The following is a 14582-nucleotide window of genomic DNA, read 5'->3' as shown; positions in this document are numbered from 1 at the left end:
CTCAAGGGTCGAGGCGGCGCTGGAAACGTTCGCGTTCGCCCGCGTCGCAGGGCGGGCGCGGGCCGGCCCGGTTGCGCTCGCGCGTATGCGTGCGCGCCGGAATAATGCGCCCGTCGCGCGACGGCGGCATGTCGGCGATCTCCATGATCAGTTTGCGGCGGATGGCGGAGGCGAAGTCGTCGAAGCTTTCCGCCACCACGATGAACGCGCCGCGCCCGCCGATGACGCAATCCTCGAAATAAAGATCGAGGTCGATGAACGGCGGCAAGCCCCAGCGGCTCGGCCGCTCGTTGATGATTGGAAGGCCGTTGATGGTGATGCCCTGCGCCAGCGCCCGGTCGCGCCATTCGATCACGTAGGGGCCGTTGTTGTTGGGCCCGTCGCCGGAAATGTCGAGCACGCGCCGGCGGCTTTTGTAGGGGCTGTCGGCGAAGCGCTGCAGCGCGTAGTCGATCGCCCCGGAAATCGAAGTCCAGGCCCCGGCGCTGATGCTCTGCGCCGCGATCCAGTCAGCGAACGCCCGGGCCGAGGCCGTGTCGCCGATCGTGGTCCAATCGGCGACCGTGCGCCGATGGTGGATGCCGGCCCATTCGAAATAGGTAACGCCGATTCGCCCGTGAAAGCCGGTTTTGATGGCGTTGACCACCCGTTCGTCCTGCAGGGCGGCGACATAACCGCGCCTTTGCAGCGCGGCTTCCTCCTGGTCGATGCTGCCGGAGACGTCGACGGCCAGCACCAATTCCAAATCCACGCTTTCCGGTTCGGCCGCAACGGCGGCCGCCAGGCCCGCGCCCAACAATGCTGCGCCAACCGCCGCATGCGCCCAAGCGCGCGCCGCCAAGCGCCCGATTCGGACCATATGCCCCATCCCGTCCGATCCCGGTGCGGCCTCGTTGCGGATCGCGCCGGTTCCGACTACGTGATAAGCGGATATGTAGCACAAAAGCCGGGGGAGCGCCGCACGTGTCGAAGTCGCCCGCGAAGTGGCTCGTTTGGACGCTGGCGCTGATCCTGCCGCTCGCGGCAACGAGGGCCGCCGATTCGGAGCGCGGCGCCGATCTCGCCAAGCGCTGGTGCGTCTCGTGCCATGTTCCCGGCGCGGAAGCGCGCGCCGGATCGGACGCGGGCCCGCCGTTCGCGCAGATGGCCGCCGACCCGGCCTATACCGACGCGCGGCTGCGCGGCTGGCTCGCCGCACCCCATCCGCCGATGCCCGACTTCAACCACAGTCGCGCCGAGATCGAGGACCTGATCGCCTACATTCGCGCCCTGAAGCCGCGTTGAAACCCTTCAACGCCCTTCCCGCCACCAGGCGAGCCCGAGCGCGGCGAACGCCGCCGCCAGCACCAGGAGCGCCGGCAGCAGCGGAACTTGGCGCGCGCCGGTGACGGCGAACGCGTCGTTGCGGCGAAGCCCCATCCAGCCGCGCCCGGCCGCGTCGCGTCCGGGCTTGACGCCACGCGCTTCCGGCAATCCGTTCGCCAGCCAGAAGACCCCGCCGCCGGTCGCCGCCGCGAGCGGCGCGAGCTTGTCGGCGTTGGCGCGCAAATCCGCGAATTCGAGCGAACTGAGCGCGCCGACCACGGCGACCGCCGTCCGCGTTCCGTCGCTCGCGCGATAAAGCCCCCGTTCGGCGGCGGCCACGCGGGTGCTCGCCCGTCCCGGCGTCGCCGGATCGGATTTCAATTCGACCGTCGTCGCCCGGCCCGAAGGCGCGGTGACGGTGACGGTCGCCGGATCGTCGGCGAGGCTGCGACGGGTAACGATGATCTCCGCGTCCTTGCCTTCGGCGGTCAGGCGCTCTTCCTCCAGGTCCGGCTCCTTCATCAGCCAGTGCACCAGCCGGCGGAGAATTTCGGCGTGCGGCCCGCCCCGGTCGTAACCGCGCGCCCACAGCCAGATGTGGTCGGAAGCGAACAGCGCGACCCGGCCCTTGTCGACCCGGTCGACCATCAGGAGCGGGCGGCCGTCGCCCGCGTCGAGCAGCGCGTGCCCGGAGGTCGGCACCGATTCGATCAGCCGGAACCAGCGGCCCCAGGGAGTCGGTTCGGTCGCCCGCGCCGCGCCCGATGTTTGGGCGGGGGGCGTCAAATCGGCGGTCACCGGATGGCGCCGACCGGTGTCGGTCAGCGCCGGGCGAAAGGGGCCTTCCGTCACCCGTCCGGTCGGACGCGCGGGCAGGATCGCGCTGACCGCCGTGCGGGCGAGGCTGCGCGCGCCAGCGAACTCGGGCCCCGCCGCCAACAGCAGCGCGCCGCCGTCGCGCACGTAGCGCTCTATGTTGCGGAAATGCGACGGCGGGATGATGTCGCGCTCGAGATAGCGGTCGAACACGATCAGGTCGAATTCCTTGAGCCGGGCCTCGAACAGCTCCTGGACCGGAAACGGAATCAGTGCCAATTCGACGATCGGCGTGAAATCGTCCTTTTCCGGCGGGCGCAGGATCGTGAAGTGGATCAACTCCACCGCCGGGTCGGATTTCAAGAGATTGCGCCACGTGCGCTCGCCCGCGTGCGGCTGGCCGGAAACCAGCAGCACCTTGAGCCGATCGCGCACGCCGTTGACGGCCACCAGCGCGCGGTTGTTGACGGGCGTCAACTCGCCCGCGACCGCCTCAACCTCGATCTCGACCAGCGTCGGCCCGGCGTGCTCGACGACATAGGTGTGGGTCTGCGGCGCGCCCACCGGCACCAGCGCGTTTTCGGCCTCGCGGCCGTCGCGGACGATGCGCACCCGCGCCAGCCGGCGCCCGGTCACCGGGCTCGCGCCGGCCTCCGCGTCGTCGATGCGATAGACGATGCTCGCTTCCTTGCCGACGATGGCGAAACCGGGCGCCTGCTCGACCACCATGCGCCGGTCGCGCTCGCCCGGCCGACCGGTGAGCAAAACGTGGACCGGCGCGGCGGGACCGGAGGCTTTCGCCGTATCCGCATCGGGCGCGTCGTGCGCTTGGCCGTCGGTCAGCAGGAACGCGGCCCCGAGCCGGCCGCGCGGCGCCTGAGCCAGCGCGCGCTCGAGCGCCGCGTAAAGCCGCGTGCCTTCGGCCTCGCCGCCCGGGCCGGGACCGCGGCCGTCGTCCTTGACCTCGATCTCGCGCACCTCGACGTTGCCGAGCCTGGCCAGCGCCGCGCGCAATTGGGCTAGCCCGGCGTCGGTGCGTTCGGGCCTGCCGTCCACCGATTGGCTGGCGCTGCGATCGAGCGCGATCACGGCGATGTCGGGGCGCGGTTCGCGCGTTTCCTCGGCGAGCCGGGGATCCAACATCGCGAGCGCGAGCAAAGCGAAGGCCACGGCGCGGAAAACCACCCCCGGCGCCCGGCGCCAGAACGCGAACCCGAGCAGCAGAATCGCCAAGGCGACGGCCGGCAGCGCCAAGGCCAACGGCACGAGCGGCGCGAAGACGACGCTGGTCATCGCCGGAGCCTCTGCATGATCGCGGGCACGTGAACCTGGTCCGACTTGTAGTTGCCGGTCAGCACGTACATCACCACGTTGACGCCGAAGCGGTAGGCGTATTCGCGCTGGCGCTCGCCCCCCGGAACCACCGGGTAGAGGGGGCGATGCCGGTCATCCACCGCCCAGGCCGCGGCCCAATCGCCGCTGCCGGCGATGACCGAGGAGACGCCGTCGTTGACGCGCTCGCCCGCGCGTTCGACCCACAACCGCCCGCCGACATGGCGCCCCGGAAACTCCCGCAGCAGATAGAACGTACGCGTGAGCACGTGATCCGGTCCGACCGGCTCCAGCGCCGGCAAGTCGAGTTGGCGCGCCAGCGCGCGCATGCCGAGCAGGCTTTCGCCTTCGCCGCCGCGCGAATCGAACAGGATGGTGCCGCCCCGGCGCATGTATTCGTTGAGACGCTCGGCCGCGCCCGCGTCGAGCGGGCGCTGCCCGCCGCCGAGCGGCCAATAGATCAACGGATAGAAGCTGAGTTCGTCCCGTGCCGGATCGATGCCGACCGGCGGCCCCATTTCCGCCGCCGTGCGCCGGCGAAGAATGACGCCGAGGCCCTCGAGACCGGCGCGGCTGGTTTCGTCGATCTCGCGATTGCCGGTGAGGACATAAGCGATCGTCGGATCGGCGCTCGCGGCGATCGCGGAAGCCTCCGCGTCCGGCCGCTGGGGTTGCGCGGCGGCGGGGAAAGCCGCCAGCGCCGTCGCCAGCAGCGCGAATGCCGCGCGGCGGGGCAACGCGAGATGGCCACGCAAGGCGAGGCTCGCCGCCAGATCGGCGAGCAGCAGCAGGAACGCGAGCCCGAGCAGCCAGGGACGCAGGTCGGTTTCGACGCTCGCGCCGTAGGCCATCGCCTCGACGTTGGCCGGGCGCGGAAACGTCTTCAGCGCCGGAACCGAATCGGCGAGGTTGAGCGCGCGCACCCCGCCCCGCTCGCCGTAGAATCCGGGCGGATGGCGCGGGCCGACGCGCGTCCTGGCGAAGGCTTCGGACGGGATCGCCTGGGCGTCCGCCGGCGGCGCGCCGAGACGGCCGAAGCCGTCGAGGGTCGCTTCGGGCGCGAGCGGCGGGCCGGGCAAGTGCGACGCCACGCCCTGGCTCAGCGCCACCACCCGTTGCAGCATGCCGACGAACAGGCCCGACAGCGGTAAATCCGACCACTGCGCGTTGGCGGTGACGTGGACCAGCACCAGCCACCCCTTGCCCTTGCGCGCGGCGGTGACCAGGGGCGTACCGTCGGCGAGACGCGCCCAGGTCCGTTCGGCGAGGTCGAGCGCGGGCTCGGCCAGCACTTGGCGGCGCACGCGCACGTCGGCCGACACCGCCAACCCGAAGAACGGGCTCTTGTCGTCGAACGGCGCCAATTCCACCGGGCGTTCCCAGGTCAAAGCGCCGCCGACAACTCGATCACCCGCGCGCAACCGCACCGGCAACAGCGGATCGGCCGATTCGGCGCCAACCGCCTGCGTCGCGACCGCGAGCCTGGGCCCCGCGAAGCGCACGGCGACGCCGCCCGCTTCGATCCAGCGCACCACCGCGCCCGCCTCGGCCGCGGGCAACGGCGCCGGGTCGGCAAGCACCAGCACGGCGAGCGGCCGCGCGAGCAGGTCGGCGAGAGCGCCGCGCCTGGCCTCCGCCCACGGCTCCAGCGCCCGCTCCAGGTAATAGAGATCGCCGAGCAACGGCTGATCCTCCCGCCCGGTGCCGACGGACGCGAGGCCGACCGGGCGGCGGCGCCAGCGTTCGTCCGCGAGCGCGACCGCGCCCGCCCCGGTTTCGTTTTCGATCTCGAGGCGGGCAAGCCGGTTGCGCAATTCCGAGGGCAACGCCATGCGCGCCTCGCCGTTGGTGCGGCCCTGGGGGAGCGCGAGCCGTTCGCGCGCGAGTGGACGGCCGTCGTCGCCGTGGGCGATCACGGAAATTTCGCGGCGCGCGCCGGCGCTCGGCCGTTCGGCGGAAAGGACGAGGGCATCGCCTTCGCTCCTCGGCGGGCGCAGCAGCAGCGGCAGCCGCTCGCCCGGCGGTTCGGCGAACAGGACCGGGCCGGAGCGGCCGAGCTGCTCGGCGAAGGCGCGCGCCTCGCCTTCGGCCGCTTCGAGCCCGTCGCTCAGCCACGCCAGCGGAAACGGCGGCGAGCGGTTGGCCTCGCCCCATTGGGCGAGCGCGTCGCCGACCGCGCGCCGCTCGGCGAGCCACGGTTTCGGTCGCAGGGATTCGACCAACTTGCGCGCCGCGGCGGCGGCGAGCGGGGTCACCGCCGGCGGCTCGGGCTTCGCCGCGGTACCGAGCACGATCACCGCGCGCCCCTCGCGCCCGGCGCGGTCGACGAGCCGTTGCGCGGCGGCGATACGTTCGTTCCAGCCCTTGGCCGCGCCCCAGCCGTCGTCGATCACCAGCGCCAAGGGCCCGGTGCCCTTCAACCCCGGCTCGGCATTGAGGATCGGGTGCGCGAGCCCGAGAATGACGGCGGCGGCGAGCGCAAACCGGAGCGCGATCAGCCACGGCGGCGTGGTGGCCGAGGTTTCGTCGCGCCGCGCGAGCGCCATCAGGATGCGGACCGGCGGAAACACTACCTCGCGCGGGCTCGGCGGAATCAGGCGGAGCAGGAACCAGAGCGCCGGTAGCGCGAGCGCGCCGAGCAGCGCCCACGGCGCGGCAAAGCTGAGCGGGCCCAATGCGAACATGTCCGGGCCGACGCTCGTTATTCCAATGCGGGCTCGGCGAGCCCGAGATAAAGGGCGAGCACGGCGGTTTCCGGCGGGCGATCGGTGCGGTGGCGGACGAAGCTCCACCCCGCAGAGCGGGTGTACCGTCCGATTTCCGCCTGATGCGCCGCCATCGCGCGCGCATAGTCGCCGGCCGCGGTTTCGGCCCGGCCGATCAGCGCGACCCCTTCCGCTTCCGGCCCGACGAAACGCACCCGCCCGGCGAACGGCAGCGTTTCCTCGGCCGGATCGAGCACCTGAACCATGTGACCGCGCACGCCGAGCGCGTCGAACGCGGCGAGCGTGGCCTTGATCTCCGCCAGCGGCGACAGGAAATCGCCGATCAACACGACGCGGGCGTGGCGCGGCAGCGCCTCCGGCACGGGCAGGCTCGGCGTCGCGGGCTCGCCCTCCTCCAGCATGTGGGCGATGCGCGTCAGCACGATCCGGCCCGAGGATGGGCGCAGGTTCGAGCCGAGCACCGCGATCCGCTCGCCGCCGCGCACCAGGAGTACGCCGAGCGCGAGCAGCAGCAATTCGGCGCGCAACCGCTTGGACCCGAACGCGGGCATGGACGCGTAATCCATCGACGCCGAAGCGTCGCGCCACAACCACACGCTTTGCGCCGCCTCCCACTCGGTTTCGCGCACGTAGAGATGGCTCGACTTCGCCGACCGCCGCCAATCGATGCGCGTGATCGAATCGTCCTGCTGGTAGCGGCGGAACTGCCAGAAGGTTTCGCCCTGGCCGACCCGGCGGCGGCCGTGCACCCCTTGCGCAACCGTCGAGGCGACGCGCTTGGCCGCGACCATCAAGGGCGGCAGCGGCGCCGCCAGGGTTTCGGCCCGATGATGAAGTTCGGCGCCGGTCGCCTTCATGGGACTGCTCAGGCGACGGTCTGCAGCAGCCGCCCGATGATCTTCTCGATCGTCACGCCTTCGGCGCGGGCGGCGAACGACAGCGCCATCCGGTGGCGCAGGATCGGCGGCGCGAGCGCGAGCACGTCGTCGACCGACGGCGCGAAGCGCCCGTCCATCAAGGCGCGCGCCCGCACGCCCAACATCAAGGCTTGGCTCGCGCGCGGGCCCGGGCCCCAGGCGACGAACTCGCGCACTTCGGCAATGTCGGAGGAATCGGGCCGCCCGGCGCGCACCAGGGTCAGGATCGCCTCGGTCACGCTTTCGCCCACCGGAATCCGGCGCACCAGCTTTTGCGCGGCGATCAGGTCGTCCGCGGACATGGCGCGTTCGGGGCGACGGCTCTCGGCGCCGGTCGTTTCCAGCATGATGTCGCGTTCGGCGGCGCGGTCGGGATATTCGACGTCGACCTGAAGCAGGAAGCGGTCGAGTTGCGCCTCGGGCAGCGGATAGGTGCCTTCCTGTTCGAGCGGGTTCTGGGTGGCGAGCACGTGAAACGGCACCGGCAGCGCGTGGTAATGGCCGGCGACCGATACGCGGCCTTCCTGCATCGCCTGCAGCAGCGCCGACTGGGTGCGCGGGCTCGCGCGGTTGATTTCGTCGGCCATCAGCAGCTGGCCGAACACCGGACCGGGAATGAACCGGAACGAGCGCCGGCCGGATTCGGATTCTTCCAAAACCTCGGAGCCGAGGATATCGGCCGGCATCAGGTCGGGGGTGAACTGGACCCGCTTGGCGTCGAGCCCGAGGATCAGCCCGAGGGTTTCCACCAGCTTGGTCTTGCCGAGGCCCGGCACGCCGATCAGGAGCGCGTGCCCGCCGGCGAGCAGCGTGACCAGCACCTGTTCGACCACCCGATCCTGGCCGAAAATCACCCGGCCGACGGCGGCGCGCGCGTCGCGGATCATTTGGCCGGCGCGTTCGACCTCGGCCGCCACGTCGAGGGAATTGCCCGAAGCGGCCTTCGCCTTATCTAATGGGACGGTGGAGATGGGATTCATGGGCACGAACGCCTTTCCCTTGACTGATCGGGGCGCGCCGTCGCCGGCGGTCTGCGGTGACATCGACCTCAGGATCGCCGCGGACGGAACATGGTATTACCACGGCAGCCCCATCGGCCGCAAAGAACTGGTGAAACTGTTCGCCTCCGTGCTGACGCGCGACGCCGACGGCTCGTTCTGGCTGAAGACCCCTGTGGAAAAAGCGCGCATCCGGGTCGACGACGCGCCGTTCCTGGGAGTGGAACTGGCGCAGGAGGGCGGCGGAACGGAGCAAATCCTGAGGCTCAGGACCAACGTGGACGAATGGGTCGTCATAGGCCCCGATCATCCCTTGCGCATCGCGCGCGCTTCCCGAGACGGCGGGCTCAAACCTTATGTCGTCGTTCGGCCGGGATTGGACGCCTTGCTCGCGCGGCCGGTGTATTATGGATTGGCCGACCTCGCCGTTAAAGGGCCGGGCGCGAAAGGGGCGACGATGGGAACTTGGAGCGCGGGCATGTTTTTCCCCCTGGAACCGTCCGATTTCCGCGAGAATCAGGATCATTTTGAACAGGGCCGCGATGACGAGCTCTCGCAATAATTTGACGACCCTGGACTCGTTGCTGCGCCGCTTTTCCACCTTGGGCGGCGGCGCGCCGAACGCGCATTCGCCGGCGATGGCGCTGAAGGGCGATCACAGCCTCAATCCGGGCATGGCCGTGAAAGCGAATCTGCGCCCGGCGGCCGTGCTGGTGCCGATCGTCGCGCGCGAGCCGGAGCCGACGGTGCTGTTCACCCTTAGGACCGCGCATCTTGTCCACCACGCCGGACAAATCAGCTTTCCCGGCGGCCACATGGAACCCGGCGACGACCGACCCGAGGACGCGGCGTTGCGCGAAACCGAGGAGGAAGTCGGCCTCGCCCGCCGTCACATTCGCGTGATCGGGCGGCTCGACCGGTATGTCACCCGCACCGGCTTCGACGTGACCCCGGTGGTGGGCGTGGTGACGCCGCCCTTCGCGGTCGCCCCCGACGCCGAGGAAGTCGCCGACGTGTTCGAGGTGCCGCTCGGTTTCCTGCTCGACCCCGCCAACCATCTGCTCGACAGCCGCACCGTCGAAGGCACGGTGCGCCGCTTCTACGCCATGCGCTGGCAAGAGCGCTACATCTGGGGCGCGACGGCGGGGATGCTGATGAACCTCTACGAATTCCTGCGCCGCCCCGCCCCGGAAGGGGCGGATCAAAGATCGCGCGCGGGGATTCGCCCGCGCGACCCGGCCGCGCCATGATCCGCATCCTGTTCGAGTACATCCTGCCGCTGATCGCGCCGTTCCTCGTCTATTTTGGCTGGGTCTGGTTCGCCGCCCGGCGCGCGGCGAAAGAGGGCACCGCCGCGCCCGACTGGCGCCAAGGTCCGTGGTACTGGCTCGCGGCGGCGGGGCTGGTGCTGTTCGTCGGCGCGCTGGTCCTGACCGCGCTTACCGGCGGCGAGAAGCCGGGCGGGGTTTACCGCCCGCCCGCGCTCGGTCCCGACGGCAAGGTCATCCCCGGCCATTTCGAGCGCGCCCCGCCCCGGTAGGGGCGCGCTTTTATGAGCGCGCGTCACGCCGATAGGCATGCATTCGCATGACGATTCGCCCGCGCGCCGGCGAAGCGGTAACCCTCTCGCCGTCGGCCTCGGCTATAGTCGGCCGATGCCGAACCGAACCGAACCGTTGGCACCCGTCGGCAAGCTCGCGCCCCAGCCGTGGATGGATTTGCCCGAAACCCGCGCCGTGATCGCGGCGCTGACGCGCGATCAAGCCGAGGTGCGCTTCGTCGGCGGGTGCGTGCGCGACGCCCTCGCCCACCGTCCGGTGACGGACATCGACATCGCCACCCACGATCCACCCGAGAAGGTGATCGCCCTGCTGGAAGCCGCCGGCATTCGCGCCGTCCCGACCGGCATCGCCCACGGCACCGTGACCGCCGTGACCGGTTCGCGCCACTTCGAAATCACGACGCTTAGAATCGACGTCGAAACCGACGGTCGGCGCGCCAAGGTCGCCTTCACCGACGACTGGGTGGCGGACGCGGCGCGGCGAGACTTCACCATCAACGCGCTTTCGTGCTCGCCCGCGGGCGACGTGTACGACCCGTTCGACGGCATGGCCGATCTCGCTGCCGGACGTATCCGGTTCGTCGGCCGCGCGACCGAACGCATCCGCGAGGACGCGCTGCGCCTGCTCCGCTTCTTCCGTTTTCAAGCGACCTTCGGCCGCCCGCCACCGGATCCCGAAGCCCTCGACGCCTGCCGCGCGCTGGCCCCGCTGGTGGATCAGCTTTCGGGCGAGCGGGTGCGCTCGGAACTGTTCCGCATCCTGCTCGCGCCCGATCCGGCCTCGACGATTTCGCTGATGCGGGGCGAAGGGGTGCTCGAGCGCGTGCTGCCGGAAGCGGGCGACGTCAGCCGGTTGCGCGTGTTGGCGTGGCTCGAAACCACCGCGGTCAAGATCGAGGGGCTCGAACCCGACGCGCTGCGTCGGCTCGCCGCCCTGGTGCGCGTCGACGGTGAAGGCACGCGGACGATCGCCGAACGGCTGCGCCTGTCGAATGCCGAGCGCGACCGGTTGGCGGCGCTGGCCGCGCCCGAAGCCGCCCTCGCGCCGACCATGGACGCGCGCGCGCGGCGACAGGCGTTTCACCGGCTCGGCGGCGCGGCCGCGCGCGATCGCGCGCTGCTGGCGTGGGCCGAAGAACTCGCCGACACGCCACATCCGCCCAAGGGACGCAACGACGCGTGGACGACGCTGGTCAAGGACGCCGTTGCCTGGACGCCGCGCGAATTTCCGTTGAAGGGCCGTGACGCGATCGCGCTCGGGATTCCGGCGGGCGAGCGGGTCGGCGAAGCCCTGGCCGACGTGGAGCGTTGGTGGATCGAGGGCGACTTCCGGGCCGGGCACGAGGAATGCCTAGCGAAGTTGAAGGAGCGGCTTTAGGGCCACGCCCGTCGATCCCTATTTCAGCCGCGCGCCTCGTCCGTCCTCCACCGCGACGGCGAGGGGGATTCCCCGGCGCACGCTTTGCGACACGGTGCAGAAGTCCTCGAACTGCGCGAGGATGCGGTCCAGGCGCTCGATCGTGTCGCCGGGCTTGCCCAAGCGGATGGTCAACGCGATTTCTTGAATGCGCAGGCGGTTTTCGGCGTTGCGTCCGACGCGCGCGCTGGCCGTGGTGCGAATGCCGCCGGCATCCTGCTTGAACTTTTTCAGGGCGAAAAAAAGGCTGGCCGACATGCAATTAGCGACGGCCGCGAGCAACAGTTGGTCCGGCGAGGGTCCCTGCCCCGAACCGATGGGCGCGGGCTCGTCGGCGAGCAGTTGCGGGATCGTCTCCCCGAAATCGATCAAAAACCGGTAATCGCGTTGCTGGGTGATGGTGACGGAAATTTCGGCGCCCTCGCTCATGGATCGAGCCTCCTTCGTTCGGTCGGATGGTTTTCCGCCCCTCACGGCCACGCCGTGAGCGGCGGCAAGGACATCAGGATCGCTTCCGTATTGCCGCCGGTCTTGAGGCCGAACAGCGTGCCCCGGTCGTAGAGCAAGTTGAACTCGACGTAGCGCCCGCGCTTGATCAGTTGCACCTGACGATCGGCTTCGGTCCACGACTCGTCCAGGTGCCGGCGCGCGAGGCGGGGATAGACGTCGAGGAACGCCTCGCCGACGGCCTGCGTGAAGGCGAAGTCGCGCGCGAAGTCGCCGCCCGCGAGTTCGTCGTAGAAGATGCCGCCGACCCCGCGCGCCTCGCCCCGGTGGGGAAGATAGAAATATTCGTCGCACCATTTCTTGAAGCGCGCATACCACGCGGGATCGAACCGGTCGCAGGCGGCCTTGAGCGCGGCATGGAAATCGGCGGTGTCCCCGGCCAGCGGAAACACGGGCGTCAGATCGGCGCCGCCGCCGAACCAGCCCTTGGTGGTGACGATAAAGCGCGTGTTCATGTGCGCGATCGGCACCTTGGGCGAGCGCGGATGGATCACCACCGAAACCCCCGACGCCCAGAAGCGGGGATCCTGGGTCGCGCCGGGAATGCGGGCGCGGAATTCCTCCGAGAATTCGCCCGCGACGGTCGAGACGTTGACGCCCGCCTTTTCGAACACGCGCCCGCGCAGCACCGCCATCGTTCCGCCGTCCCCCTCGATGCCTTTGCGCAGCCACGGGGTGCGCACGAAATGCCCGGGCGGGCCGAAGTCCTTGGCCGGGCCGCGCACTTCGTCTTCGATCTTTTCCAACTCCGCGCACAGGCGATCGCGCAAGGCCTCGAACCACGCGCGCGCGGCGGCCTTCTGATCGTTGGTGCCGTAGACGTCGCCGCTCATGGCGGAAACCCCCGTGTCTGCCGCAGCGCCTCGCCCAGGACCATGGCTGCCGCCGCGGCCACGTTCAAGGAGCGCATGCCGGATTTCAGCGGGATGCGGAGGCGGGCGAAGGCGCGGGCGTGCACCTCCTCCGGCGCGCCCTCGCTTTCCCGCCCGACCACGAGGGTATCCCCGGGGCGGAACGCGAAATCCGTGTACGCGGTCGCGCCCTGGGTGGTGAGCAGCAGAAGCCGTCGCGGGCCGAGATGTTCGCAAAACGCCTGCCACGACGAATGGCGGGCGACGTCGGCGTGACGCAGGTAATCCATGCCGGCGCGCCTGAGGCGTTTGTCGTCGAGGACGAAACCGAGCGGGCCGATCAGATCGACCGGCACGCCGAGCCCGGCAGCGGTGCGCAGCATGTTGCCCGCGTTGCCGGCGATGTCCGGCTGATAGAGAGCGAGCCGCACGCCGTCCGCCCGAATCGAATCGTCGCTCATCGCACTTTCGGTCTCCATCGGCGCCCGCCGGAGCGGAAAAACTCGCCCGCCGCCAAGGGTTTGCGGCCGCTTGGAAAGGGTCGCGCGGAACGCCCGAACCCTTGCCTCGTCGAGGGCCTCCCCTTAGATTGGGCGCCCGCGACGTCGCCCACGAAACCCGCCCACAAAACCCCAAGAGGAATTCCATGTCCAGCACCGCCACGACGGCTCCCGGCGCCCCCGGCCCGCACGGCGCGAGCGAGGCGGATGACGCCAAAAGTCGCCGCGATTTCCTGATCGTGGCCACCGGCGCGGTCGGCGCGGTCGGCACCGCTCTCGCGGTCTGGCCGCTGATCGACAGCATGAACCCCGCCGCCGACGTGCTGGCGTTGGCTTCGACCGAGGTCGACCTTACGCCGATCCAGGTCGGCCAGGCGATCACCGTCACGTGGCGCGGCAAGCCCGTGTTCATCCGCCACCGCCGCGACGAGGAAATCCGGAAAGCGCGCGAGGAAGACGCCGCCGGCCTGATCCACCCGGAAAAGGACGCCGCCCGCGCCAAAAAGCCGGAATGGCTGATCATGGTCGGCGTGTGCACCCATCTCGGCTGCATTCCGCTCGGCCAGAAGGCGGGCGAACCCAAGGGCGAATTCGGCGGCTGGTTCTGCCCCTGCCACGGCTCGCACTACGACACCTCGGGACGCATCCGCAAGGGCCCGGCGCCCAAGAACCTGGGAATCCCGCCCTACGCGTTCGTCACCGACACCACCGTGAAGATCGGCTGAGGAGAAGCGCCCCATGACGACGACAGGAACCGCGCCGGTCTGGAAGAACCCGGTCGTCCGCTGGATCGACGAACGGCTGCCGCTGTTCACCCTGATGCACGAAAGCGCGGTCGCTTATCCGGCGCCGCGCAACCTGAATTACTGGTGGAACTACGGCTCCCTCGCCCTGTTCGTGCTGGTGATCATGATCGCGACCGGCGTCGTGCTCGCCATGCACTACACGCCGCACACCAGCATGGCCTTCGACAGCATCGAGCGCATCATGCGCGACGTCAATTACGGCTGGCTGATCCGCTACGTCCACATGAACGGCGGCTCCGCGTTCTTCATCGTCGTCTACATCCACCTGTTCCGCGGGCTCTATTACGGCTCCTACAAGGCGCCGCGCGAACTGCTGTGGATCATCGGCGTGGTCATCATCCTCGTCATGATGGCGACCGCGTTCATGGGCTACGTGCTGGTCTGGGGCCAGATGAGCTTCTGGGGCGCGACCGTCATCACCAACTTGTTCTCGGCGATCCCGCTGGTCGGCGACAATATCGTCGCCTGGCTGTGGGGCGGGTTCTCGGTCGACAATCCGACGCTCAACCGCTTCTTCTCGCTCCACTACCTGCTGCCGATGGTGATTCTCGGGCTCGTCGTCCTGCACCTGTGGGCGTTGCATACGGTCAAGTCCAACAACCCGATCGGCGTCGACATCAAGCACCCCGGCGACACCATCCCGTTCCACCCCTACTACACGATCAAGGACTTCTTCGGGGTCGGCGTGTTCATGATCGGGTACATGGGCTTCGTCTTCTTCGCGCCCAACTTCTTCGGCGAACCCGACAACTACATCGTCGCCAACCCGCTGGTGACGCCGCCGCACATCGTGCCCGAATGGTACCTGCTGCCGTTCTACGCGATCCTGCGCGCGATCACCTTCGA

The 14582-nt window shown here is 69.8% G+C and carries 15 protein-coding genes; 7 read left to right on the top strand and 8 right to left on the bottom strand.

All coding sequences use genetic code 11. From position 1 onward, the window contains the following. Position 1 precedes the first annotated feature (1 nt). Positions 2 to 868: a DUF1194 domain-containing protein gene (locus FJ311_05115; protein ID MBM3950815.1), complete on the bottom strand. Its 867-nt coding sequence runs from the start codon at positions 866 to 868 to the stop codon at positions 2 to 4. Between FJ311_05115 and FJ311_05110 the strand changes: the two genes are divergently transcribed. Next, positions 799 to 1284 carry a cytochrome c gene (locus tag FJ311_05110; GenBank protein ID MBM3950814.1) on the top strand — a complete coding sequence of 162 codons (486 nt, stop codon included), beginning with the start codon at positions 799 to 801 and terminating at the stop codon, positions 1282 to 1284. The genes FJ311_05115 and FJ311_05110 overlap by 70 nt on opposite strands. Before the next feature lie 6 nt (positions 1285 to 1290). On the opposite strand, the gene FJ311_05105 is transcribed toward FJ311_05110, so the two are convergent. From FJ311_05105 to FJ311_05090, 4 genes are read right to left on the bottom strand one after another with little or no spacing between them, the layout of a single operon-like run. Further along, the gene (locus FJ311_05105; GenBank protein ID MBM3950813.1) at positions 1291 to 3414 is read right to left on the bottom strand and encodes a hypothetical protein; all 2124 of its coding nucleotides are present in this window, start codon (positions 3412 to 3414) and stop codon (positions 1291 to 1293) included. Beyond that, positions 3411 to 6137, bottom strand: coding sequence for a DUF4159 domain-containing protein (locus tag FJ311_05100; protein ID MBM3950812.1), 2727 nt, complete (start codon positions 6135 to 6137; stop codon positions 3411 to 3413). Before FJ311_05100 ends, FJ311_05105 begins: the two co-directional genes overlap by 4 nt. Before the next feature lie 17 nt (positions 6138 to 6154). After that, positions 6155 to 7036, bottom strand: coding sequence for a DUF58 domain-containing protein (locus tag FJ311_05095; GenBank protein ID MBM3950811.1), 882 nt, complete (start codon positions 7034 to 7036; stop codon positions 6155 to 6157). Positions 7037 to 7044: 8 nt separating this feature from the next. Further along, positions 7045 to 8076 carry a MoxR family ATPase gene (locus FJ311_05090; protein ID MBM3950810.1) on the bottom strand — a complete coding sequence of 344 codons (1032 nt, stop codon included), beginning with the start codon at positions 8074 to 8076 and terminating at the stop codon, positions 7045 to 7047. Here FJ311_05090 and FJ311_05085 point away from each other — a divergent pair. The 4 genes from FJ311_05085 to FJ311_05070 all read left to right on the top strand — a co-directional run bounded on the left by FJ311_05085 (position 8066) and on the right by FJ311_05070 (position 11033). Beyond that, positions 8066 to 8656: a DUF1285 domain-containing protein gene (locus FJ311_05085; protein MBM3950809.1), complete on the top strand. Its 591-nt coding sequence runs from the start codon at positions 8066 to 8068 to the stop codon at positions 8654 to 8656. The genes FJ311_05090 and FJ311_05085 overlap by 11 nt on opposite strands. After that, positions 8637 to 9344, top strand: a complete 708-nt coding sequence (locus FJ311_05080) for a CoA pyrophosphatase (protein ID MBM3950808.1) — start codon at positions 8637 to 8639, stop codon at positions 9342 to 9344. The genes FJ311_05085 and FJ311_05080 overlap by 20 nt, the downstream gene beginning before the upstream one ends. Further along, positions 9341 to 9634 carry a hypothetical protein gene (locus tag FJ311_05075; protein ID MBM3950807.1) on the top strand — a complete coding sequence of 98 codons (294 nt, stop codon included), beginning with the start codon at positions 9341 to 9343 and terminating at the stop codon, positions 9632 to 9634. The genes FJ311_05080 and FJ311_05075 overlap by 4 nt, the downstream gene beginning before the upstream one ends. A 115-nt stretch (positions 9635 to 9749) precedes the next feature. Further along, positions 9750 to 11033, top strand: coding sequence for a CCA tRNA nucleotidyltransferase (locus tag FJ311_05070; protein MBM3950806.1), 1284 nt, complete (start codon positions 9750 to 9752; stop codon positions 11031 to 11033). A gap of 18 nt (positions 11034 to 11051) precedes the next feature. Here the strand turns inward: FJ311_05070 and FJ311_05065 are convergent, their stop codons facing one another. Genes FJ311_05065 through FJ311_05055 form a run of 3 tightly spaced genes read right to left on the bottom strand, consistent with a single transcriptional unit; the run spans position 11052 to position 12891 of the window. Continuing rightward, entirely contained in the window at positions 11052 to 11501 is a 450-nt protein-coding gene (locus FJ311_05065; GenBank protein ID MBM3950805.1) for an OsmC family protein, read from the bottom strand. Positions 11502 to 11542: 41 nt separating this feature from the next. After that, positions 11543 to 12412 carry an oxygen-dependent coproporphyrinogen oxidase gene (hemF, locus tag FJ311_05060; protein MBM3950804.1) on the bottom strand — a complete coding sequence of 290 codons (870 nt, stop codon included), beginning with the start codon at positions 12410 to 12412 and terminating at the stop codon, positions 11543 to 11545. Then, positions 12409 to 12891, bottom strand: a complete 483-nt coding sequence (locus FJ311_05055) for a tRNA (cytidine(34)-2'-O)-methyltransferase (protein MBM3950803.1) — start codon at positions 12889 to 12891, stop codon at positions 12409 to 12411. Before FJ311_05055 ends, hemF begins: the two co-directional genes overlap by 4 nt. A gap of 185 nt (positions 12892 to 13076) precedes the next feature. On the opposite strand from FJ311_05055, the gene petA reads away from it, so the two are divergent. Continuing rightward, positions 13077 to 13655 (top strand): ubiquinol-cytochrome c reductase iron-sulfur subunit, encoded by a 579-nt coding sequence (gene petA / locus FJ311_05050; GenBank protein ID MBM3950802.1) that lies wholly within the window; start codon positions 13077 to 13079, stop codon positions 13653 to 13655. A 13-nt stretch (positions 13656 to 13668) separates the two neighbouring features. Next, positions 13669 to 14582 (top strand): cytochrome b/b6 (locus FJ311_05045; GenBank protein ID MBM3950801.1); only part of this gene is annotated, 914 nt, incomplete at its 3' end.

Source organism: Rhodospirillales bacterium (genome assembly GCA_016872535.1).
In the GTDB taxonomy this organism is placed as follows: domain Bacteria; phylum Pseudomonadota; class Alphaproteobacteria; order Rhodospirillales; family 2-12-FULL-67-15; genus 2-12-FULL-67-15.
Note: the sequence above shows the minus strand (reverse complement) of the source record. Positions and strands in the feature narration are given on the sequence as shown.